Below are 21,521 nucleotides of genomic sequence, written 5' to 3'. Positions count from 1 at the left end.
CGGCACTCGCGGGGCTGCGCCTACAGCGGCTGCGTGTCGGCGAACCCGGCTGACGGCGGGCTCAGTGCACCTGGCTGCGTCTGGAGGGACTTCCAAGCCTCGTGGATCTTCTGGTGGGCGGCGATCTCGCTCTGGCAGGCCGCGAGCTCGCGCTGCAGCTTGGAGATCCGGTGGCGCGCCTGCAGGGTGTGCACCGACGCCACCTTGCGCGTCTTCTCGAGCTTGCGCTGCATCTCGGCGAGCTTGCGCCTGTACCACCAGGCGGTCGCCCACCAGGTGAGCCCGCTCATTGACACGCAAGCGGCCATCAGCAGGAGCCAGCTGGTGAGGTTCATCGGGACTGCTCGACGGACGGCCGCTTGATACAAGTGACGGGACGATAGCGCCGCGGTGCGAACTGCGCAGTGAACTTCGTCGCGCTTCGAACGCAATGCGCGCTATGCGCGCGCCGTTTGACGTGGATGCAACAGTTCGGGTTTCCCCGCGGGCTCAGAGGCCGAGCGCCGCGTGGTCGATGCGATGGTTCTGTGGGCCGTGCGATGCGATCTTCAATGCCCCGACGCGGTTGCCCAGCTCGGCGCAGCGCACGAGCGGCCAGCCGCGTTCCAGGCCATACAGCAGGGCACCGCGGAAGGCGTCACCGCAACCGGTGGGGTCCACCACTGCACTCGCGCTGACGCCGGGCACCCGGGTCGCCTGGCCCTGCACCCAGATGTCGCAGCCTTCGGCGCCCAGCGTCACCACCACACCCTGCAGGTGCGAACGCGACAAGGCCTCCAGGCTCAGCCCGGTGCGTTCGCACAGCATGCGGGCCTCGTAGTCATTGACCGCCACCCAGCTGGCCTGGTCAACGAATTGCCGCAGCTCTGCGCCGTCGAACATCGGCAGGCCCTGGCCCGGGTCGAACACGAACGGGATGCCCGCTTCGGCCAGCTGGTGTGCATGCTGCAGCATCGCATCGCGGCCATCGGGCGCGATGATGCCGACCTTCAGGTCGCTGCGGCCGCTCGGCACCGCGGTTTCGTGCGCCTGCTGCATCGCGCCCGGATGGAAGGCCCACAGCTGGTTGTTGTCCTGGTCGGTGATGCAGAAGGCCTGTGCGGTGTAGGTGCCCGCGATCGTGCGCACGAACTCGGTGTCCACGCCCAGCCCCGTCAGCCGCTCCAGGTACGGGCCGCCGTCGGCACCCAGCGTGGCCATCACCGCCGGTTCGCCGCCCAGCGCCTTGAGCGTGTAGGCGATGTTGCCGGCACAGCCGCCGAACTCGCGCTTGAGCGTGGGCACCAGGAACGACACGTTGAGGATGTGGATCTGCTCGGGCAGGATCTGCTGCGCGAAGCGGCCCGGGAAGGTGGTGATGGTGTCGAAGGCGAGGGACCCGCAGATCAAGGCCGGCATGAGTGCTCCGAGAAGAGGAAATCAGGGGTAGAAGATCTCGACCGTGAAGCCGGCCACGCGCTGGCCGCCGGTGGTCAGCAGCATCTGCAGCGTCGACTCGGCCCCTGCGGCAAGTTCGGTCTGCGGCGCGCGGAAGTCGACTGGCGACAACGCACGGCGGGCCACGAGCAGGCCGCTGGCGTCGGTCATGCTCAGGTCCACGGCCGGCAGCAGGATGGGCAGGTGGCTGCGGTTGCGCAGCACCACGGTGAGCCGGTAGGCCTCGCTGCCGCCATTGGCCTTGACCAGCGTGCTGCTCTCGACCACCAGGTCGTCGATGCGGCGTGGCGCCTGCAGGCGGCAGCCGGTGTGCTCGCACACCTGGGCGAGATACGGGCGGGCCTGCGGGAACTCCGCGGCCACCAGGTCGCGCCACTGGTAGGCGCCCTGGGCCGCCAGCGTGAGCAACAGCGCCAGCACCAGCCCCACCAGCAGGCCGCGCACCGCGGGGCTGCGCCAGCGCTCGGCCCGCTCGGCATGCCGCACGAACTGCGGCGCCACCGGTTCGGGCTTGGCGCCCGGCTTGCGGGTGCGCGTGCGCAGCTTGTTCGGCCGGATGCGAGGCGGCTGCGCAGGCAGCGGCTCCAACGCATTGCCGGGCCGGGTGGCCGCATGCATCAGCTCGTCGGGGAACTGCGCGTCGGCGAAGTCGAAGGCGGCTGCCGGTTCTTCGTCGTCTTCGGGCGGGCCGGCCCGCAGGCCAAGCTCGCGCCGAAGGAAGCGCGAGTCGAGCACGTCGGACTCGTTGGTGGCCGGCAGCTCGGGTTCATCCTCGACCGGGTCGGCGCTGCGCTGGCTCTGGGTCGAGTCCCAGTCGTCGGGCGCCGAAGGGCGCACCAGCGCCGGCGCCTCGGGTTCCACCGGCGCGCGCGGTGCAGGCCGCTGTGGCGGCGGCTCGCGCTCCAGGTCGAACAGGCCCTCGAGCGCGTTGAACACTTCCTGGCAACGGCCGCATCGCACCCAGCCTTCAGACACTTTCAGCTGGTCCTGCACGACACGGAAGATCGTGCCGCAGGCGGTGCAACGGGTGGCCAGGCTCATGAGGCCGATGGTGCGGCACGCCGTGCCGTCATCAGGATCCAGCCGTCTTCGCTGTCGCTTACCTCCAGCGCGAGCCAGGGGGCGTAGGCCGCCTTCAGCTCGTCGGCCTGGCGCTCCAGGATGCCGGCCAGCACCAGGTGCCCCCCCGGCGCGACATGGCCGGCCAGCAGCGGCGCCAGCAGCTTGAGCGGCGTGGCCAGGATGTTGGCCAGCACCAGCGGGTAGCTGCCTTGCGCGGCATCGGGCAGGCCGGCCGCAAGCTGCACGCCGTTGGCCTTTGCGTTGGCTTCGGTGGAGCTGACCGCCGCAGGGTCGATGTCCACCGCATCGATCTGCCGCGCGCCGTGCAGGGCCGCGCCGATGGCGAGGATGCCCGAGCCGCAACCGTAGTCGAGCACGCGGGTCCATTGCGGCGCGAGCTGCGGCGCATGCTGCGCGATCCAGCGCAGGCACATGCGGGTGGTGGGGTGCGTGCCGGTGCCGAAGGCGAGGCCCGGGTCGAGCCGGATCACCTGCTGCGCACCGGACGGCGGCTCATGCCACGACGGCACGATCCAGAACGCGGGCGTGATCTGCACCGGCGCGAACTGCGACTGGGTGAGGCGCACCCAGTCCTCGTCGGGCACGGTCTCGAGGCTTTGGACATGCACGTCGTGCGCCCAGTCCTGCGCCAGCAGCAGCGTGGCGGCTTCGGTGGCCGCCTCGGCATCGGCGAACAGGGCACGCAGCGTCGAGCGCTGCCAGCCGCCGCGCGGCGCCGGCAGGCCGGGCTCGCCGAACAGCGCACGCTCGGCCGGCGTGTCGGCATCGGCGTCTTCCACCGACACAGACAGCGCGTCGAGCTCCATCAGCGCATCGGAAACGGACTCGACCAGGTCTTCACCGGCCAGCAACAGCAGTTCGACCATGGCAGGTGCTCAGCGCGTCATCGCTTGTGCTGGCTCATCCAGCCTTCGAGATAGTGGATGCTCGTGCCGCCTTCGACGAACTTGGCGTCCACCATCAGCTCGCGGTGCAGCGGGATGTTGGTCTGGATGCCTTCGACGAGCGTCTCGCTGAGCGCCGTGCTCATGCGCGCCAGCGCCTGCTCCCGCGTGTCGCCGTGCACGATGATCTTGCCGATCATCGAGTCGTAGTTGGGCGGCACGAAGTAGTTGGTGTAGGCATGCGAATCGACGCGCACCCCGGGGCCTCCCGGCGCGTGCCACATCGTGATGCGGCCGGGCGAGGGCGTGAACTTGTAGGGGTCTTCGGCATTGATGCGGCACTCGATGGCATGGCCGCGCATCTCGATCTGGCGCTGCGTGAACGGCAGCTTCTCGCCGGCGGCCACGCGCAGCTGCATCTGCACGATGTCGATGCCGGTGACCATCTCGGTGACCGGGTGCTCCACCTGCACGCGCGTGTTCATCTCGATGAAGTAGAACTCGCCGTTCTCGTAGAGAAACTCGAAGGTGCCGGCGCCGCGGTAGCCGATCTTCTTGCAGGCCGCCGCGCAGCGCTCGCCCACCCGCTCGATCAGCCGGCGCGGGATGCCGGGTGCCGGCGCTTCCTCGATGATCTTCTGGTGGCGGCGCTGCATCGAGCAGTCGCGTTCGCCCAGCCACACCGCGTTGCGGTGCTGGTCGGCCAGGATCTGGATCTCGACGTGGCGCGGGTTCTCGAGGAACTTCTCCATGTAGACCGCCGGGTTGCCGAAGGCGGCTCCGGCTTCGGCCCGGGTGGTCTGCACCGCGTGGATCAGCGCAGCCTCGGTGTGCACTACGCGCATGCCGCGGCCGCCGCCGCCGCCGGCCGCCTTGATGATCACCGGGTAGCCCACCGAACGGGCGATCTTGGTGATCTCCTTCGGGTCTTCGGGCAGCGCACCTTCGGAGCCGGGCACGCAGGGCACGCCAGCCTTGATCATGGCGTTCTTGGCCGACACCTTGTCGCCCATCAGCCGGATCGACTCTGGCGTCGGGCCGATGAAGGTGAACCCGCTTTGCTCCACCCGCTCGGCGAAGTCGGCGTTTTCCGACAGGAAGCCGTAGCCGGGGTGGATGGCCTCGGCGTCGGTCACCTCGGCCGTCGAGATGATGGCCGGCATGTTGAGGTAGCTCTGGGCCGACGGCGCCGGGCCGATGCACACCGCCTCGTCCGCCAGCTTCACGTACTTGGCGTCGCGGTCGGCCTCGGAATAGACCACCACCGACTTCACGCCGATCTCGCGGCAGGCTCGCTGGATCCGCAGGGCGATCTCGCCTCGATTGGCGATCAGGATCTTCTTGAACATCGAGCGCTTCCTTACTCGATGACAAACAGGGGCTGACCGTATTCGACGGCCTGGCCGTTCTCGACCAGGATCTTGGTGATCTTGCCGGCCTTGTCGGCTTCGATCTCGTTCATGATCTTCATCGCCTCGATGATGCAGATCGGCTCGCCTTCCTTGACCTCCGAACCGACGTCCACGAACGACTTGGCGCCGGGGCTGGAGGAGCGGTAGAAGGTACCGACCATCGGCGACTTGACGATGTGCCCGGTCTCGACTGGAGCTGCGGGCGCAGCTGCCGCGGCCGTCGCGCCAGCCGCGGGCGCGGCAGCCGCCACGGCGGGCGCCGCCGCCACCGGCTGAGCCATCACCGGCGCCACCGTGGCCACGGCAGCCACGGGGCTCGACTTGACGATGCGGACCTTGCCGTCGGCTTCGGTGATTTCCAGTTCGGAGACGTTCGATTCGGACACAAGGTCGATCAGCGTCTTCAGCTTGCGAAGATCCATGGATGCTCTCTCCAACTCTGTCGTTGTTGTGGACCGGGGCTGCTGTTTGCGCGCCGGCCGATGTGTGAAACCTGTACGGGCCCGCCGTTCAGCGAACGGGCTTTGCCACGCGGTCGAGGACGAACTCGAGCGCCAGTCGATATCCCGCCGCCCCCAGTCCCACGATCACGCCTTCGGCGATGTCGGAAAAGTAGGAGTGATGGCGGAAGGGCTCGCGGCGGTGCACGTTCGACAGGTGCACCTCCACGAAAGGCAGCGCCACCCCGGCGAAGGCGTCGCGCAGGGCGACGCTGGTGTGGGTGAAGGCGCCCGGGTTGATGATGATGAAGGCCGTGCCGTCGGTGCGCGCGGCATGCACGCGGTCGATCAGCGCGCCCTCATGGTTGCTTTGAAAGCTTTCCAGTTTCACGCCGCGATCATGGGCGATCTGGGTCAGTTCTGCGTTGATCTGCTCCAGAGTGGTCGAGCCATAAACCTGCGGCTCGCGGGTGCCGAGCAGGTTGAGGTTGGGACCGTGGAGAACGAGGATCTGCATGACGGCTGCGGCGTTGACGAAAAGATGCGCGTGAGAAGTTGCGGGAACCCTGAACTTTACGCGCAAATGGACACAAAATCGAGCTGGCCTTACAGATCGGCTCAATTTGCGACGACTAGCCGGCTGAATCGGCCCAATCCCGCAACTCTTCGAAGCTGGTTTCGCCCAGCTTGCGTCGCACGATGCTGCCCTTTGCGTCGAACACCACCGTGAAGGGCAGGGCGCCGGCAGTATTGCCCAGGATGCGCGACAACTCGGTGCCGCCCAGGCCGGCCAGCACCACAGGATAGGTCACCGGATGCTTGGCCAGGAAGCTGTTGACCGCGCCGGCATTGTCGATCGCGACCCCCACGACCTGCCAGCCGTCCGCCGTGGACTCCCGGAAGAACCGGTCGAACTGCGGCATCTCGCGCACGCAAGGAGCGCACCAGGTGGCCCAGAAGTTGAGCACCAGCGGCTTGCCTCGCAGGCTGGCAAAGGCCAGCGGTGCACCCGCGGGGGTCTCGAGGCTCTGGTTCCACAAGGCCGCCGCCTCGTCCGGCGCCAGCTGCGGCTCGCGCCGCCGCCATGACCACCAGGCACCCCCGGCAACCGCGGCCAGGCCCACGGCGGCCAGGGCCAGGCGGCGGCCGAAGGCCGCGCGCGCGGGCACGGCGGGTTGGGCGGGTTGGACGGGCTGTTCGGGGAGGTCGTCCATCAGGCGTTCTCCGAGTCCTGGCGCAGCAGGCGGCGCACCGCCTCGATGTCGCCGCGTTCCGTGCGTCCGCGGGCGTCGGGTTTCAGGGCGCCGCGCAGGTCATCATGGTCGAGCACGGTCATGCGCACCTGGACGTGTTCGCCCAGTTCGCGGCTGGGCGTGGTGACCACCAGCACGTCGACGTCCCGCCCGCGGGGGCCGGGTGCGCTGGCGACCTCGTAGCGCACCCCGCGGTTGAGCAGGGCGATCTCGGCCGACTTCGAGTCGTCGCAATACAGCTGCAGGTGCACGCCGGAAAGGCGGGTGGCGGTGCCGCGCCAGACCGCGCCGGCAAGGTGCGGGCGGAACTCGGCCAGCCGCTCCATCCAGGAAAGCGCCACGCGCCGGAGTTCGGCCAGCTCGGTGGGCTGCGTGTCGGCGCAGAACAGCGCGATGTAGGCGCGGACCTCGTCTTCGACCGCGTCGTTGTCGGGCAGCGTCGCCCCGTGCAGGCCGCGCTGGCCGCCCAGGAGCTTGAGGGCCTTGCGCTTGGCCGGGCCGTATTCCATGCCTTCTTCGACGACCAGCCGGGCGGCCGCGGCGGCCAGTTCGGCGCTCAGTGTGTTGTCGGTGCCCATCGGGTCGCCCTCAGGGAAGTTCCACTGCACCCATGCGGGCGACCACCGTGCCCGCGCGCCCCATCACATAGGCCGAGCCGGGGCGCTTCTCGAAGCGCTTGGGTGCGGGCAGCATGACCGCCAGCCTCGCCGCCGGGTAGGCGCCCAGCCGGTCGGCATCGATGCGGAAGTAGTACCTCGCCGCGGCCTGCGCGCCGAACAGGCCTTCGCCCCATTCGACGTTGTTCAGGTAGATCTCCAGGATGCGCTGCTTGTCGAGCAGGGCTTCGAGCATGAAGGTGATGAGGAATTCCTGCCCCTTGCGGGCAAAGCTGCGCTCGCCCGAGAGGAACAGGTTCTTGGCGAGCTGCTGAGTGATCGTGGAACCGCCGACGATCCTGGCCGCGGCCAGCTTCGCGGCGGGCGGCTCGGGTGGCGTGCGGCCGCGAGCCTGCGCGCGCTCCGCGGCACGCTGCTGGCGTTTTTCGATCTGCTCGTTGATGCGGTCGGCGCGGGCCTCGGCGCGCTGGTTCTTCTCCCAGGCCTTCTCGATGGCCTCCCACTCCACCCCGCTGTGCTCGGTGAAACCGGCGTCCTCGGAGGCGATGACGGCGCGCTTCAGGTGGTCGGAGATCTGCGCATAAGGCCGCCACTCCTGCGCCCACAACACCCGATGCTGTTCGACGGCCAGGCGGTAGATCTCGGAGCGCTGGAAGGTGGTGGACTGCGGGTCGACCACGAGCATCAGTGCCACCCGTGCCAGGAAGTAGACCTGCAGCGACGCGCCGGCGATCACCAGCAGGGCGACAAGGCGCAGCAGGTGGCCGAACAGCGCCTTCATGCCGCGCGGGAGAGTTCGCCGCGCAAGGCGGCCAGCACGGGGGCGGTGTCCGGCCGCAGGCCGCGCCACACCCAGAAGGCCTCGGCCGCCTGCTCGACCAGCATGCCCAGGCCGTCGCGGCCGGTGGCGCCGTGCCGGGCGGCCCAGTCCAGGAAACCTCGTGCGGCCGGGCCGTACATCATGTCCAGCGCCAGCGCACCGGGGCGCAGCACGGTCGCCGCCACCGGCACGCCGGCATTGGCAAGGCTCGCGGCGGTGCCGTTGAGCACCACGTCGAAACCGCTGCCGCAGGCGTCGAGCGGAGCGGCAACCAGGCGTGCGCCGTGCGCGCGGGCATGTGCCGCATGGCGCTCCACCAGCGCCTGCGCCTTGTCGGCCGACCGGTTGGCCACCACCAGCTCGGCCGGGCGCGCCTCGAGCAGCGGCCCGAGCACCCCGGCTGCCGCGCCGCCGGCGCCCAGCAGCAGCACCCGTGCGCCGGCCAGCGTGACGCCGGCGTTGCGGGTCAGGTCGTTCACGAGGCCGATGCCGTCGGTGTTGTCGCCGAACCAGCCGCCGCTGTCGAAGCGCAGCACGTTGGCCGCCTGCGCCAGGGCGGCCCGGGGCGAGCGCCGGGCGGCCAGGTCGTGGGCGACGAACTTGAACGGCACGGTGACGTTGCAGCCCTTGCCGCCTTCCGCGGCGAAGCGGCGCACGCTCGCTTCGAAGCCGTCCATCGGGCACAGCAGCCGGCCGTACTCGACCGGCTCGCCGGTCTGCCTGGCGAACATCGCGTGGATGAAAGGAGAGCGGCTGTGCTCGACGGGATTGCCGGCGACGACGTAGCGGTCGGTCATGGGAGTCTGGTGTGCGGGCGGTAGGTCAGCGGTCGAGCATCTGCGCCTGCATGCCCTCTTCGCGGGTGAACCGGAAGCGCGACACCACCACCAGCTGGTCGAACTGCTTGCGCATGTCGAGGGTGAAGTTGCCGAAAGGCGCAGCGGCCTTGGCAATGGCGATCGCCTGGCGGTCGAGCACGCTGTTCTTCGACGACTGCACGATCTCGGTCTCGATCACGCGGCCGGCGGCGTCCACGGTGATCACCATGGTGAGCTCGCCATAGAGCTTCTTGCCCTTGTATTCAGGGAAGTTGCGGGTGCCGCGCTCCTCGATCATGCGGCGCAGCTGGTCGTAGTAGATGGCCGACACCGCCTCGCGCGTGCTCGGCCCGACGAAACGCTTGCGCGGGCGGGCGTTTTCCTCGTTGATGCGCTTCTCGATCTCGGCCAGCAGCTCCAGCAGCTGGCGGCGCTTCTCGGTCAGTGCGCGGGCCTCCGGCGTGCCCTGGTCGCGCTTCGGGTCGGGGGGCGGCAGCATCGCGAGCTCGCGGCGCACCTGGGCCAGCAGCTGGTTCTGGGCTTCCTGCAGCTGCTCGATCTGCTTGCGCGCCTCGTCCATCGAGTCGCCCAGTTCGGTGAGCGCCGAAGGCGGCAGCGGCGAGGTGGCCCGGCCTTTTTCGGCGTCGCCGCCGCCCAGCAGGTTGCGTTGCGCGATGGCCTGCGCCTTGGCCGGCGGTTCGCTCGAACTCGCGTTGACCAGGATCACCTCCAGCGGCGTGTCCTGGAACACCCGGTTGAAGCCTTCGGGATCGACGAACCGCACGGTCAGCAGCACCGCGTGCACGGCCACCGAAAACAGCAGCGCGAGCTGCAGGGTCGTGAGCTTCTTGAACCAGGACATGGAAGAGGTGTCGCAGCGAACTCAGGATCAGGAGGCGGTGGGCGCAGTATCGCCGCTGGCGGGCGGGTTCTCGCCCTCCGCGTCGCCCACGTCGATGGCCAGCGACAGCGGGCCGGCGGCATCGCCGCTGGCTTCGGCGTCTTCGCTGTCGTCGGGTTCGACGTTGGCGTCGTCGGCGGTGGTGCCGGCGTCATCCAGGCGTGCCACCACGCTGGCATGCACGTCCAGCGTCAGCAGGTCGGTGCCGGTGATGCGCACGCGCACGCGCGCGCCGCGCGGCAGGCCGTCGGCGCCGAGCGCGCGGAACACGAGCGGCAGGTCGTCCGCGCGAACCAGGCCTTCCTTCAGCACCGCGGCCTCGAGCTCGGTGAGCCCGTTCTGCTCCAGGTAGCGCAGCGTCCAGTAGCGCTCCATGCCGCTCTGGAAGCCGTTGTAGGCGCTGTAGGCCGCGTCGAAGCCGGAGATCACCGAGAACAGCTCCGCGTCCTTGGGCTTGAACGGCGCCACCAGCGCGGCGGTGCGGCCGTGGCGTGCGGCGGCAATGATCTGCCACTGGTTCACCAGGTCGACGTAGCGGCGCAGCGGCGAGGTGGCCCAGGTGTACTGCTTGACGCCCATGCCGGCATGCGGCGCCGGCTTCACGCCCATGCGCACCTTGATGCCCGGGGCGAGGCTCGCCTGGCTGCGGTAGATGCCCGGCACACCCGCTTCGGCCAGCAGTGCGCCCCAGCTGCTGTTGGCCAGGATCATTGCTTCGGAAACGATGAGATCGAGCGGCGCCCCGCGCTGGCGCAGGCCGATGATGACCCGCTCGCTGCCGTCGGGCTCGCGGCCGTCGTTGCCGTCGAGCTTGAAGTTGTAGTCGGGCCGGTTGAAGTTCTCGGGCTTGCCGCGGGCCACTTCGCGCTGCGCCTTCAGGTGCCTGGCGAGCCGGTAGGCGAAGGCCAGCTCGGCGGGGAAGGGGTAGTCGGCCGGCGCCGCGCCGGAGAGGCTCGCCTCGGTGATCACGCTGTCGAGCTGGTCGTGCCGCAGGTTCACCGCAATGGGTACCAGCTCCAGCTTCGTCTCGGTTTGGCGGACGTCGAGCGTGGCCTCGTCGAAGGTCACGTAGATCGACACCGCGGGACAGTCGCGGCCCTCCTGGAGCGTGTAGGCCTGCACCACCTCGTCGGGCAGCATCGTGAGCTTGTAGCCCGGCATGTACACCGTGGACCAGCGGGCGCGCGCCACCTGGTCGAGCGGCGAGCCCGGCGCAATGGCGAGGCCGGGAGCCGCGATGTGGATGCCCAGCACCACCGACCCGCTGCCCAACCCCTGCACCGAGAGCGCATCGTCGATCTCGGTGGTGGCCGAGTCGTCGATCGAGAACGCCTGCACCGGCGCGCGCGGCAGCTCGTCCTTGACGGCCGGGGCGGCCAGCGCCGGGAAACCCGTGCCCTTGGGGAAGAACTCGAACAGGAAGCGCTTCCAGTGGAAGTGATACGGCGAGTCGATGGCGCCGGCATCCTTCAGCAGGTCGAGCGGCGCCTTGTGCGAGCGCTTGGCCGCCTCGACCACCGCCTTGTATTCGGGGCCGTTCTTGTCGGGCTTGAACAGCAGCTTGTAGAGCTGCTCGCGGATCGGCGCCGGGCATCGGCCGGCGGCCAGCTCCACCGCCCAGGACTCGATCTGCGCCGCCTGCTGGGCCTTGCGCTCGATGGCCACCAGCGCCTGCTTCAGCACGTCTTCCGGCGCCTTGCGGAAGCGGCCCTTGCCGCGCCGGTGGAAGTAGTGCGGCGCCTCGAACAGGCGGAACAGCGCGGCCGCCTGCTGCGGCGCATCGGCCTTGTCGCTGAAGTATTCGCGCGCGATGTCCTCGAAGCCGAATTCCTCGTCGGGAGCAACCTCCCAGATGAGTTCGAGATCGATCTCGCGCGACAGCTGCTGGCCCTGGGCCAGCACCTCGTTGGGCGCCGGCTTGGCGAAACGCAGCAGCACGTTGGCGGCTTTCACTTTCACGCGTTTGCCCGAATCGAGCTCGACCTGCATCGAGCTCTCGGCTTCGGACATCACGCGGCCGGCGAGAAACTTCCCGGCGTCTTCGAACAGGGCATACATATCCGGCGCATTTTCACCGATGCCCCGGTTCAGCCCTCGCCGGTCAGCTTGCGCGGGTCCAGCAGTGCCTGGAGCTTGTCACGCCCGAGGTCCGTCATCTCGTCGGCCACGTCGATGATCGGACGGCCTTGCGCATACGCCTGCTTCGCGATCTCGGCCGCCTTGAGGTAGCCGATCAGCGGGTTCAGCGCGGTCACCAGGATGGGGTTGCGTGCGAGCGCCTGCTGGAGGGCGTCCTCGTTGACCTTGAAGCCGGCGATGGCCTTGTCGGCCAGCAGCCGGCTGGCCCGCGCCAGCAGCGCCAGGCTCTCGAGCAGGTTGCGGGCGACGACCGGCAGCATCACGTTCAGCTCGAAGTTGCCGCTGCCGCCGGCCACGGTGATGGTGGTGTCGTTGCCCATCACCTGCGCGGCGACCATCGCCACCGCTTCCGGGATCACCGGGTTCACCTTGCCGGGCATGATGGACGAGCCGGGCTGCAGCGACGGCAGCTCGATCTCCCGCAGGCCCGCCAGCGGGCCGGAATTCATCCAGCGCAGGTCGTTGGCGATCTTCAGCAGCGATACCGCGGTGGTCTTGAGCTGGCCCGACAGCGCGACTGCGGTGTCTTGCGAACCCATCAGCGCGAAATAGCTGTCGCCCGGGCGGAAGCTGAGGCCGGTCTCCTCGTTCAGCGCCTCGCAGAACGCGGCGGCGAAGCCCGGCGGCGCGTTGACGCCGGTGCCCACCGCGGTGCCGCCTTGCGCCAACGCCTGCAGGTCCGGCATCAGGTGGTGCAGCTGCCGGATGTCCTGCAGCAGCTGCTGCGCCCAGCCGTCGAGTACCTGGCTCAGCCGCACCGGCATCGCATCCATCAGGTGGGTGCGGCCGGTCTTCACATGCTCGTGCACCGCGGGTGCCTTGTGCTTGAGCACGTTGACCAGGTGCCCCAGGGCCGGCAGCAGCTCGCCGTGCAGCACCAGCGCCGCGCTCACGTGGATGCTGGTGGGGATCACGTCATTGCTGCTCTGGCTGCAGTTGACGTGGTCGTTCGGACTCACCGATGTGCCGAGAGCGCGCGTGGCCAGCGTGGCGATCACCTCGTTGGCGTTCATGTTGCTGCTGGTGCCCGAGCCGGTCTGGAACACGTCGAGCGGAAAGTGCTGCATCAGCTCGGGGTCGCCGCGCAGCTGACGGCAGGCGCCAACGATCGCCTCGCCCACCTCCGCAGGCAGTGCCCCGATGCGCACGTTGGCCCGGGCTGCCGCGGCCTTGACCAGCAGCAGAGCCTGCACGAAGGCCGGCGGCATGCGCTCGCCGCTGATCGGGAAGTTGTCGATGGCGCGCTGGGTCTGCGCGCCCCACAGCGCATCGGCCGGCACGGCGAGCTCGCCCATGCTGTCGCGCTCGATGCGGGTGTGCTTCGGGTCGGAGGAAAGAGGGTTGGCCATGGTGTTGTCGCATCCTGGAGGCTGGATGCGCGACATCATGAGCCGCCCGGCATGCCCTGCACCGACTCAGGTTTTCGGGCCGGCCAGCTCCTCGACGGCCACGCCGCGCTCGCGCAGCAGCGCTTCGAGTGCCGGCAGCAGCGGGCCCAGGCGTTCTTCCAGGGTGTCGCGCACGGTGTCGACCACCACCTGCGTGCCGCGCTCGATCTCCATGTTGAGCGCATCGCCTTCGACCTTGTCGCCGAAGGTGGTCATGCGCAGCGTTTCCGGAATGAGCCAGACCTCGAACCAGCCGGCGCGACGGTCGGCCTCGGCCACGGTGAGGCTGGCACCGTTGATGGCGATGTAGCCCTTGGCGAACACATAGCGCATCCACGGCGCCGGCACGCCGATGCGCAGCACATGGTTGTTCTCGGGCTGGCGGATCGACAGCAGCCGGGCCTGGAAGTCGACGTGGCCGGAAATCGGATGGCCGCCGATCTCGGCGCCGTCCTTCGCGGCGCGTTCGACGTTCACGCGGCTGCCTTCGCGCAGCGTGCCCAGCGTGGTGAGGGCAAGGCTTTGCTGCATCACGTCGAACTGCGCGGCGTCGGGACCTTCCAGGGACGTGACGGTCAGGCACACGCCGTCGACGGCGACGCTGGCGCCGATGGCCAGCTCGGCAGCGAAGCCGGGCGGAAAGTCGAGCCTGAAGCTGCGCAGACCGGTGCGGTCGGTGATGGACGCGACGGTGGCGACGCCCTGGACGATGCCTGTGAACATGGTGGTGGGGCTATGAAGGGTTCAGCCCGAGGAATGCCAGCACCTCGGGCAGGTGGGAATCGAAGTCGGAAAGCGCATGGTCGCCGCCTTCGAGCAGCTTGATGCGGCAGCCTGCGTAGCGCGCGGTCATCTCGTGCCAGTCGAGCACCTCGTCGCCCTTGGCGATGACGGCGAAGTAGCGCTGCGGCCGGGTGATGGCGGCCGGCCGCAGCGCTTGCAGTTGGTCGATGAATTCGGGCCGGAAATGGAAGTGCTCGGCCGGGTCGTGCCAGGTGGTCTGCTCGCCGATGTAGGCGGCCAGGTCGCGGGCCGGCTCGATGGCGGGGTTGATCAGCACCGCCGGGCAGCCGAGCGCCTCGGCCACCACGGTGGCATAGAAGCCGCCGAGCGAACTGCCCATCACGGCCGTGGTGTCACGCGGCCAGCCGGCCATGCCGGCCATCACCTCGCGCATCGCCGCGGCCGGCGACGGCGGCAGCTGCGGGCACCACCAGGCGACCTCGCGACCTGCGCTTCGCAGCGCCTCGACTTCGCGGGCCATGCGCTGGGCCTTGGTCGAGCGCGGCGACGAGCGAAAGCCGTGCAGGTACAGCAGGTGGGTGGTGCGGGCGGTCATGTACTTGGCCGCGTGAGGATCCAGCTGCCCACCGCCACCGCAACGCCGGCCGGCACCCAGCGCCAGGCGCCCGGCAGCAGCAGCAGGCCCACCCCGGCGCTGAACAGCAGCGAAAGCGCCGCCGCCCATTTCGCCGGCCGCGAGATGACACCGCGGGCGCGCCAGGCCCGCAGCTGCGGGCCGTAGCGCGGATGCTCCAGCAGCCGCCGTTCCCAGGCCGGGTTGGCGCGGGCAAAGCACCAGGCCGCCAGCAGCAGGAAGGGCACGGTGGGCAGCAGCGGCAGGAAGGCGCCCACCACGCCGGCCGCCACCGAGAGCACGCCGATCGCCAGCAGGACCTGCTTCTTCATCGAGCTTCAGCGGCGCGAGCCCGCCAGCGCCTCGAGGAGCTTGGGGTGGATGCCGCCGAAGCCGCCGTTGCTCATGCACAGGATGTGGTCGCCCGGCTTGCTGGCGCGCACCACGCGCTGCACGAGTTCGTCGATGTTGTCGCTCACCATGGCCTTGTCGCCCATCGGCGCCAGCGCGTCCTCGGCGTTCCAGGTGAGGCCGCCGCTGTGACAGAAGGCGAGGTCGGCCTCTTCCAGGGCCCACGGGAGCTGCGCCTTCATGGTGCCCAGCTTCATCGTGTTCGAGCGCGGCTCGAACACGGCCAGGATGCGTTCGAGCCCGACCTTGCGGCGCAGACCGTCGACAGTGGTGCGGATGGCGGTGGGGTGGTGAGCAAAGTCGTCGTAGACCTTCACGCCGCGGGCCTCGCCGCGCAGCTCCAGCCGGCGCTTGACGTTGCGGAACTCGCCCAGCGCCTTGGCGGCCACTGCCGGAGGCACGCCGACATGGTCGGCGGCGGCAATGGCGGCCAGTGCATTCATCTGGTTGTGTTCGCCCAGCAGTTCCCACTCCACACGCGCGAGATGCACGCCGGACTTGAGAACGTCGAACGCATGCGGCTCGCCGCGGGCGCGCCAGCCGGGGGCGTCGCCGCGCGTGCCGAAGCGCACGTTTTCGCTCCAGCAGCCGCGCTGCAGCACACGGTCCAGGCTCTCCTCGCGGGCATTCACCACCAGGCGGCCGGAGGCAGGCACGGTGCGCACGAGGTGGTGGAACTGGGTCTCGATGGCCGCGAGGTCGGCAAAGATGTCCGCGTGGTCGTACTCGAGGTTGTTGAGCACCGCGGTGCGCGGCCGGTAGTGCACGAACTTGCTGCGCTTGTCGAAGAAGGCGGTGTCGTATTCGTCGGCCTCGATGACGAAGGGTGCGCCCGTGCCCAGCCTTGCCGAGACGCCGAAGTTCTGCGGCACGCCGCCCACCAGGAAGCCCGGGTCGAGGCCGGCGTGTTCGAGGATCCACGCCAGCATCGACGTGGTGGTGGTCTTGCCGTGCGTGCCGGCGACGGCCAGCACGTGGCGGCCTTGCAGCACGTGTTCGGCCAGCCACTGCGGGCCGCTGGTGTAGGCCGCGCCGGCGTCGAGCATGGCTTCGACCAGCGCATTGCCGCGCGACACCACGTTGCCGACGACGAAGACGTCGGGCTTCAGCTTGAGCTGGTCGGCCGAGTAGCCCTCGATCAGCTCGATGTCGAGCGCGCGCAGCTGGTCGCTCATCGGCGGATACACGCCCGCGTCGCAGCCCGTCACGCGGTGCCCGGCCTCGCGCGCCAGTGCCGCCACACCCCCCATGAAGGTGCCGCAGATGCCAAGGATGTGAATGTGCATTCGGGCGATTCTAGGAGCCTGGGGCGGGCAGGATGCGGCCCGCGCAGCGTTTGCCAACTCGTCTTACCATGCCGGCTCCGCCCTACAGGGCATCACCGGCTCATGAGGCCCCGCATGACGAGCAATCCCCTGCTGCAGGACTGGGATACCCCCTACGGCCTGCCCCCGTTCGACCGCATCCAGCCTGGCCACTTCCCGCCCGCATTCGACCAGGGCCTCGCGCAGCACCTGGCCGAGATCGACGGCATTGCCGGTACCGCCGAGCCGCCCAGCTTCGACAACACCGCCGCCGCGCTGGACCGCAGCGGCCGCCTGCTGCGCCGGATCGAAGCGGTGTTCCACAACCTGTGCGCTTCCGAGAGCTCTCCCGAGCTGCGCGAGGTCGAGCGCGAGATGGCGCCCAGGCTGGCGGCCCATCGCAGCGCGGTGTACCTGAACGCGGCGCTGTTCGAGCGCCTCGAAGCGCTGTACGAACGGCGCGCCAGCCTGGGGCTGGGTGCCGAGCAGCAGCGCCTGCTGGAGCGGCTGCACCTCGACTTCGTGATGGCCGGTGCGCGGCTCGCGCCGGCCGCCAAGGCGCGATACGCCGAGGTGATGCAGCAGCTGGCCGAGCTCAACACCCGGTTCAGCCAGCACGTGCTGGGCGACGAGGCGGCCTACCACCTGCCGCTTTCCGGTGAAGCCGACCTCGAAGGGCTGCCCGACTGGGTGCGCAATGCCGCCCGTGAAGCCGCCTCGCAGCGCGGTGTCGACGGCCATGTCGTCACCCTTTCGCGTTCGCTGATTGCGCCTTTCCTCACCTTCAGCAAGCGCCGCGACCTGCGCGAGGCCGCGTGGCGTGCCTGGACCTCGCGCGGCGAACACGTGCCCGAGCGCGACACGCGGGCCCTGGCCGCGCAGATCATGAAGCTGCGCCTCGAGCAGGCGCGCCTGCACGGCTTCGACAGCTATGCCGACTACGCGCTGCGCGACCGCATGGCCGGTACGCCCGACGCCGTGGCCGGCCTGCTGCAGCGCGTGTGGGGCCCGGCCAAGGAACGCGCCGCCGAGGAGCGTGCCCTGCTGGAAGCGCAGGCCCGCGCGGCGGGCGACGCCATCGAGCTGCAGCCCTGGGACTGGCGCCACTACGCGGAGCAGGTGCGCGTGGCCCGCTACCAGCTCGACGACAACGAGGTGAAGCCTTACCTGCAGCTCGACCGCATGATCGATGCGATGTTCGACTGCGCCGGCCGCCTGTTCGGCGTGCGCTTCGTCGAGCAGCGCGGCCTGGCGCTCTACCACCCCGACGTGCGGGCCTGGGAGGTGCGCGACGCCGGGACCGATGCACTGGTCGGCCTCTTCCTCGGCGACAACTTCGCGCGGCCGAGCAAGCGCGGCGGCGCCTGGATGAGCCTGTATCGCGAGCAGATGCGCAACACCGCCGACGGCTCCGCGGTGCTGCCCATCGTCGTGAACAACAACAACTTCGCCAAGGGCGCCCCGGGCACGCCGACGCTGCTGTCGTTCGACGACGTGCGCACGCTGTTCCACGAGTTCGGCCACGGCCTGCACGGGCTGCTCAGCAGCGTGACCTACGAGCGCCTGTCGGGCACCAACGTGCTGCAGGACTTCGTCGAGCTGCCGTCGCAGATCTACGAACACTGGGCGCTCGAGCCCGAGGTGCTCAAGCGCCATGCACCGCACGTGCAGACCGGCGAGCCGATCCCCGACGCGCTGATCGAGCGCCTGAAGCGGGCGCGCCATTTCAACCAGGGTTACGAGACGGTGCAGTACGTCGGCTCGGCCCTGCTCGACCTGGCGCTGCATCGCAGGACCTCGATGGAAGGGCTGGACATCACCGCCTTCGAGCGGGAGGAGCGTTTGCGCCTGGGCGTGCCCGAGGTGGTGGGCCTGATGCACCGGCTGCCGCACTTCCGCCACCTGTTCGCCAGCGACAGCTATGCCGCCGGCTACTACGTCTACATGTGGGCCGAGGTGCTCGATGCCGACGGCTTCAACGCCTTCGTCGAGGCCGGCGACATCTTCCACCCCGCCATTGCCGAGCGGCTGAAGCGCCACATCTACAGCGCGGGCAACAGCGTCGAGCCGGGGGCGGCCTATCGGGCCTTCCGCGGGCGCGACGCCGACGTGCAGGCCATGCTGGTGGATCGCGGGCTGGTGGCCGAACCGGCCTGAGTGCCGTGCCCGCGTGAACCCGGCTCAGCGCAAGGCCGCGCGGGCCGCCTCCACGGTAGCGGCGATGTCCTCGGCCGTATGGGCCGCGCTCACGAAGCCGGCTTCATAGAGGGCAGGGGCCAGGTAGACGCCGCCGTCGAGCATGGCGTGGAAGAAGCGGTTGAAGCGGTCCTTGTCGGTGGCCATCACGGCACCGTAGTGCTGCGGCAGCTCGTTGCCGAAGAAGAAGCCGAACATGCCGCCTTCGCAGTCGCCCGCCATCGGCACGCCGGCCTCCTGTGCCGCACCCAGCAGGCCGTCCACGAGTGAGCGGGTGCGCGCCGCCAGGGCGTCGAAGAAGCCGGGCTTCTGGATTTCCTTCAGGGTGGCCAGCCCGCAGGCCGTGGCCACCGGGTTGCCGCTCAGCGTGCCGGCCTGGTAGACCGGACCCAGCGGCGCCAGCTGCTGCATCACTGCGCGCGGGCCGGCAAAGGCGGCCAGCGGCATGCCGCCGCCGATCACCTTGCCGAAGACGCTCAGGTCCGGCGCGAAGCCGGGGATGGCCTGCGCATACAGGCTCTGTGCGCTGCCCAGCGCCACACGGAAGCCGGTCATGACCTCGTCGAACACGAGCAGGGCGCCGTGCTGCGTGCACAGCTCGCGCAGGCGTTTCATGAAGGGCACCGCGGCCCGCACGAAGTTCATGTTGCCGGCGATCGGTTCGATCATCACGCAGGCCAGCTCGCTGCCGTGCTCGGCGAAGGCCGCTTCGAGCTGGGCGAGGTTGTTGTACTCGAGCACCAGCGTGTGCTGCACCACCTCGGGCGGCACGCCGGCGCTGGTGGGGTGGCCGAAGGTGGCCAGGCCTGAGCCGGCCTTCACCAGCAGGGCGTCGGCATGGCCGTGGTAGCAGCCCTCGAACTTGATCAGCCGGGGCCGCCCGGTGGCGCCGCGTGCCAGGCGGATGGCACTCATGGCGGCCTCGGTGCCCGAGCTCACCAGCCGCACCTGCTCGGCGCTGGGCACGAACTTCAGGATCTCCTCGGCCAGCTCGATCTCGCGCTCGGTGGGGGCGCCGAAGGAGAAGCCGTCGGTCGCCGCCTTCTGCACCGCCTCGAGCACGGCCGGATGGCCATGGCCCAGGATCATGGGGCCCCAGGAGCCGATGTAGTCGATGTAGCGCCGGCCGTCGGCATCCCACAGGTAGGCGCCCTGCGCCCGCGTGATGAACCGCGGCGTGCCGCCGACCGCGCGGAAGGCGCGCACCGGCGAGTTCACGCCACCCGGGATGACGTGCTGGGCACGCTCGAACAGCTTTGCGTTTGCGCTCATCGGGGCAGGGAAGTCAGTGGATGCTGCGGCCGGGGGCCGGCTTGTCGGGGTCGCTGCCGCCGGGGCCGCCCTGCGGTTCCTCGCCTTCCGCGCCTTCTTCGGCCGGTGGCAGGGCCCAGAAGAAGCGGTCGGGCACCACATTGCCCATGCCGGGCCGGAAGCCGGCGTCGAGCGACTGGTCGAGGAAGCTCAGCGCCTCGGAGACCGCCACGTGCAGCTCCTGGCCGCTGGCCACGAGCGCCGCAAGCGCAGCCGACAGCGTTTCGCCGGCGCCCACGAAGCTGGTCTCGAAACGCTCGAACTTCTCGCCGGTGATGGCGCCCTGCGCCGACGCCAGCACGTTGTCGATGAACTGATCGGGAAGCTGCACGCCGGTGACCAGCACGTAGCGGGCGCCATGTTCGCTGGCCGCCACGGCCAACTCGCGCGCCGACGGCGGACGCTCGGCCTCCCACTCGGGCAGCAGGAAGTCGGTGAGCGTCTTGTGGTTGCCCACCAGCACCTCGGTCTGCGGCAGCACCAGCTCGCGGAAGGCGTCGAGGTAGCCGGCCAGCGGGTCCTCGTCCATCCAGGAAAGGTTGGGCAGGTAGGCGACCAGCGGCACATCGGCATAGTCGGACAACACCTCCGCCACGGCGCTCACCCCCTCGGCACTGCCCAGGAAGCCGACCTTCCAGGCCGAGATGGTCACGTCTTCCAGGATGCTGCGGGCCTGCTCGACGATGGTGTCGGGCTCGATCTCGGAGGCCTCGAACACCTCGGCGGTGTCGCGCAGCACGATCGAGGTCACCACCGGCAGCGCATGGGCGCCCATGGCGGCGATCGTGGTCACGTCGCCGGCCAGCCCGCCGGCGCCGCTCGGGTCGCTGGCGTTGAAGCTCATCACGCAGGCGGGCGCGGGCGGCTCCTGCAGGACCTCGGGGTTGGTGTCGGAAGGGGCGATGGGGGCGGTGGTCATCAGGCGCTTTGGGGGGTGGGCCGGGCTGCGGAACTTCCGCGTTCGACCTTCTAGAAAAGTGTGAGGTATGTTGCGTATGTGCCTACGAAGTCTTGGATTTTTCAGAGTTCGCGTGGCTACAATCGTTATTCATTGTAGTGAAGCTAAAAGACTAAGTGAGCGAATCGCAGACCTGGATGTGCCTCATTTGCGGCTGGATCTATGACGAGGCGGCAGGCGACCCCGAACATGGCATTGCGCCCGGCACCAAGTGGGCCGACGTGCCGATGAACTGGACCTGTCCCGAGTGCGGAGCCCGCAAGGAGGACTTCGAGATGGTGCAGATTTAGCCGCATGCCTACAACCCCCCCGGACGCTCTTCCGCGGGGTCACAAGTCGTTAGGAGTTCGTCCGTGAGCGAAGCAGGGCAGGCCGGCCAGGGGGCTGGTACCAAGGTGCTTGTGATAGACGACAGCAACACCATCCGGCGCAGCGCCGAGATCTTTCTCAAGCAGGGCGGCTACGAGGTCGTGCTGGCCGAAGACGGCTTCGATGCGCTGGCCAAAGTCAATGACTGCGAACCGCATCTGATCTTCTGCGACATCCTGATGCCCCGGCTCGACGGCTACCAGACCTGCGCCATCATCAAGCGCAACCCGAAGTTCTCGCGCGTGCCGGTCATCATGCTGTCGTCGAAGGACGGTCTGTTCGACAAGGCGCGCGGCCGCATGGTCGGCTCCGAGGACTACCTGACCAAGCCCTTCACGAAGGACCAGCTGCTCCAGGCGGTGGAGCAGCACAAGCGGGCCGCCTGAGACGGTGGGTGCGGGTGGTCCGCAACACGGTCCGGGG

At 69.3% G+C, this 21,521-nt stretch carries 23 protein-coding genes; 3 read left to right on the top strand and 20 right to left on the bottom strand.

Annotated features, from left to right (window positions below; translation table 11 throughout):
- Nucleotides 1-20: 20 nt before the first annotated feature.
- From E8D38_RS09050 to mpl, 18 genes are all read right to left on the bottom strand, one after another.
- A complete protein-coding gene (locus E8D38_RS09050; RefSeq protein ID WP_140628158.1) occupies nt 21-335 on the bottom strand; it encodes a hypothetical protein in 315 nt (104 codons plus the stop codon).
- 154 nt (nt 336-489) lie between these two features.
- Complete coding sequence (locus tag E8D38_RS09045) at nt 490-1,398, bottom strand: carbohydrate kinase family protein (RefSeq protein WP_140628153.1); 909 nt, start codon at nt 1,396-1,398, stop codon at nt 490-492.
- 21 nt (nt 1,399-1,419) lie between these two features.
- Complete coding sequence (locus E8D38_RS09040) at nt 1,420-2,478, bottom strand: zinc-ribbon and DUF3426 domain-containing protein (RefSeq protein WP_140628452.1); 1,059 nt, start codon at nt 2,476-2,478, stop codon at nt 1,420-1,422.
- Nucleotides 2,475-3,386: a 50S ribosomal protein L11 methyltransferase gene (prmA, locus tag E8D38_RS09035; protein WP_140628150.1), complete on the bottom strand. Its 912-nt coding sequence runs from the start codon at nt 3,384-3,386 to the stop codon at nt 2,475-2,477. The genes E8D38_RS09040 and prmA overlap by 4 nt, the downstream gene beginning before the upstream one ends.
- Before the next feature lie 17 nt (nt 3,387-3,403).
- Nucleotides 3,404-4,753, bottom strand: a complete 1,350-nt coding sequence (accC, locus tag E8D38_RS09030; RefSeq protein ID WP_140628147.1) for an acetyl-CoA carboxylase biotin carboxylase subunit — start codon at nt 4,751-4,753, stop codon at nt 3,404-3,406.
- 11 nt (nt 4,754-4,764) lie between these two features.
- Nucleotides 4,765-5,238 carry an acetyl-CoA carboxylase biotin carboxyl carrier protein gene (gene accB, locus E8D38_RS09025; protein WP_140628144.1) on the bottom strand — a complete coding sequence of 158 codons (474 nt, stop codon included), beginning with the start codon at nt 5,236-5,238 and terminating at the stop codon, nt 4,765-4,767.
- Nucleotides 5,239-5,326: 88 nt separating this feature from the next.
- Nucleotides 5,327-5,773, bottom strand: coding sequence for a type II 3-dehydroquinate dehydratase (aroQ, locus tag E8D38_RS09020; RefSeq protein WP_140628141.1), 447 nt, complete (start codon nt 5,771-5,773; stop codon nt 5,327-5,329).
- 115 nt (nt 5,774-5,888) lie between these two features.
- On the bottom strand, nt 5,889-6,470 hold the full coding sequence (locus E8D38_RS09015; RefSeq protein WP_140628138.1) for a TlpA family protein disulfide reductase: 582 nt from the start codon (nt 6,468-6,470) through the stop codon (nt 5,889-5,891).
- Nucleotides 6,470-7,087: a hypothetical protein gene (locus tag E8D38_RS09010; protein WP_140628134.1), complete on the bottom strand. Its 618-nt coding sequence runs from the start codon at nt 7,085-7,087 to the stop codon at nt 6,470-6,472. The genes E8D38_RS09015 and E8D38_RS09010 overlap by 1 nt, the downstream gene beginning before the upstream one ends.
- A 10-nt stretch (nt 7,088-7,097) precedes the next feature.
- The gene (locus tag E8D38_RS09005; RefSeq protein WP_181179004.1) at nt 7,098-7,907 is read right to left on the bottom strand and encodes a transglycosylase domain-containing protein; all 810 of its coding nucleotides are present in this window, start codon (nt 7,905-7,907) and stop codon (nt 7,098-7,100) included.
- Nucleotides 7,904-8,743 carry a shikimate dehydrogenase gene (aroE, locus tag E8D38_RS09000; RefSeq protein ID WP_140628130.1) on the bottom strand — a complete coding sequence of 280 codons (840 nt, stop codon included), beginning with the start codon at nt 8,741-8,743 and terminating at the stop codon, nt 7,904-7,906. The genes E8D38_RS09005 and aroE overlap by 4 nt, the downstream gene beginning before the upstream one ends.
- Before the next feature lie 25 nt (nt 8,744-8,768).
- Nucleotides 8,769-9,626, bottom strand: a complete 858-nt coding sequence (locus tag E8D38_RS08995; protein WP_140628127.1) for an energy transducer TonB — start codon at nt 9,624-9,626, stop codon at nt 8,769-8,771.
- Nucleotides 9,627-9,653: 27 nt separating this feature from the next.
- On the bottom strand, nt 9,654-11,723 hold the full coding sequence (locus E8D38_RS08990) for a ribonuclease catalytic domain-containing protein (RefSeq protein ID WP_140628124.1): 2,070 nt from the start codon (nt 11,721-11,723) through the stop codon (nt 9,654-9,656).
- 29 nt (nt 11,724-11,752) lie between these two features.
- Nucleotides 11,753-13,153 carry a class II fumarate hydratase gene (locus E8D38_RS08985; RefSeq protein ID WP_140628122.1) on the bottom strand — a complete coding sequence of 467 codons (1,401 nt, stop codon included), beginning with the start codon at nt 13,151-13,153 and terminating at the stop codon, nt 11,753-11,755.
- Between the two features lie 66 nt (nt 13,154-13,219).
- Nucleotides 13,220-13,915 carry a riboflavin synthase subunit alpha gene (locus E8D38_RS08980; protein ID WP_140628119.1) on the bottom strand — a complete coding sequence of 232 codons (696 nt, stop codon included), beginning with the start codon at nt 13,913-13,915 and terminating at the stop codon, nt 13,220-13,222.
- Between the two features lie 10 nt (nt 13,916-13,925).
- The gene (locus tag E8D38_RS08975) at nt 13,926-14,531 is read right to left on the bottom strand and encodes a YqiA/YcfP family alpha/beta fold hydrolase (protein ID WP_140628114.1); all 606 of its coding nucleotides are present in this window, start codon (nt 14,529-14,531) and stop codon (nt 13,926-13,928) included.
- Nucleotides 14,528-14,881, bottom strand: coding sequence for a YbaN family protein (locus tag E8D38_RS08970; RefSeq protein ID WP_140628111.1), 354 nt, complete (start codon nt 14,879-14,881; stop codon nt 14,528-14,530). The genes E8D38_RS08975 and E8D38_RS08970 overlap by 4 nt, the downstream gene beginning before the upstream one ends.
- A 6-nt stretch (nt 14,882-14,887) precedes the next feature.
- The gene (mpl, locus tag E8D38_RS08965; protein ID WP_140628108.1) at nt 14,888-16,246 is read right to left on the bottom strand and encodes a UDP-N-acetylmuramate:L-alanyl-gamma-D-glutamyl-meso-diaminopimelate ligase; all 1,359 of its coding nucleotides are present in this window, start codon (nt 16,244-16,246) and stop codon (nt 14,888-14,890) included.
- Nucleotides 16,247-16,360: 114 nt separating this feature from the next.
- Here mpl and E8D38_RS08960 point away from each other — a divergent pair, with 114 nt between their 5' ends.
- Nucleotides 16,361-18,421, top strand: a complete 2,061-nt coding sequence (locus E8D38_RS08960) for a M3 family metallopeptidase (RefSeq protein ID WP_140628105.1) — start codon at nt 16,361-16,363, stop codon at nt 18,419-18,421.
- A 24-nt stretch (nt 18,422-18,445) separates the two neighbouring features.
- Here the strand turns inward: E8D38_RS08960 and hemL are convergent, their stop codons facing one another.
- Nucleotides 18,446-19,732: a glutamate-1-semialdehyde 2,1-aminomutase gene (hemL, locus tag E8D38_RS08955; RefSeq protein WP_140628101.1), complete on the bottom strand. Its 1,287-nt coding sequence runs from the start codon at nt 19,730-19,732 to the stop codon at nt 18,446-18,448.
- Between the two features lie 13 nt (nt 19,733-19,745).
- Complete coding sequence (gene thiD, locus E8D38_RS08950) at nt 19,746-20,690, bottom strand: bifunctional hydroxymethylpyrimidine kinase/phosphomethylpyrimidine kinase (protein WP_246099411.1); 945 nt, start codon at nt 20,688-20,690, stop codon at nt 19,746-19,748.
- Nucleotides 20,691-20,866: 176 nt separating this feature from the next.
- Between thiD and E8D38_RS08945 the strand changes: the two genes are divergently transcribed.
- On the top strand, nt 20,867-21,019 hold the full coding sequence (locus E8D38_RS08945; protein ID WP_084382701.1) for a rubredoxin: 153 nt from the start codon (nt 20,867-20,869) through the stop codon (nt 21,017-21,019).
- Nucleotides 21,020-21,082: 63 nt separating this feature from the next.
- Nucleotides 21,083-21,484 carry a response regulator gene (locus E8D38_RS08940; RefSeq protein ID WP_140628098.1) on the top strand — a complete coding sequence of 134 codons (402 nt, stop codon included), beginning with the start codon at nt 21,083-21,085 and terminating at the stop codon, nt 21,482-21,484.
- Nucleotides 21,485-21,521 lie beyond the last annotated feature (37 nt).

The sequence above is a fragment of the Methylibium rhizosphaerae genome, from assembly GCF_006386545.1.
Lineage (GTDB): Bacteria > Pseudomonadota > Gammaproteobacteria > Burkholderiales > Burkholderiaceae_C > Pseudorivibacter > Pseudorivibacter rhizosphaerae.
Note: the sequence above shows the minus strand (reverse complement) of the source record. Positions and strands in the feature narration are given on the sequence as shown.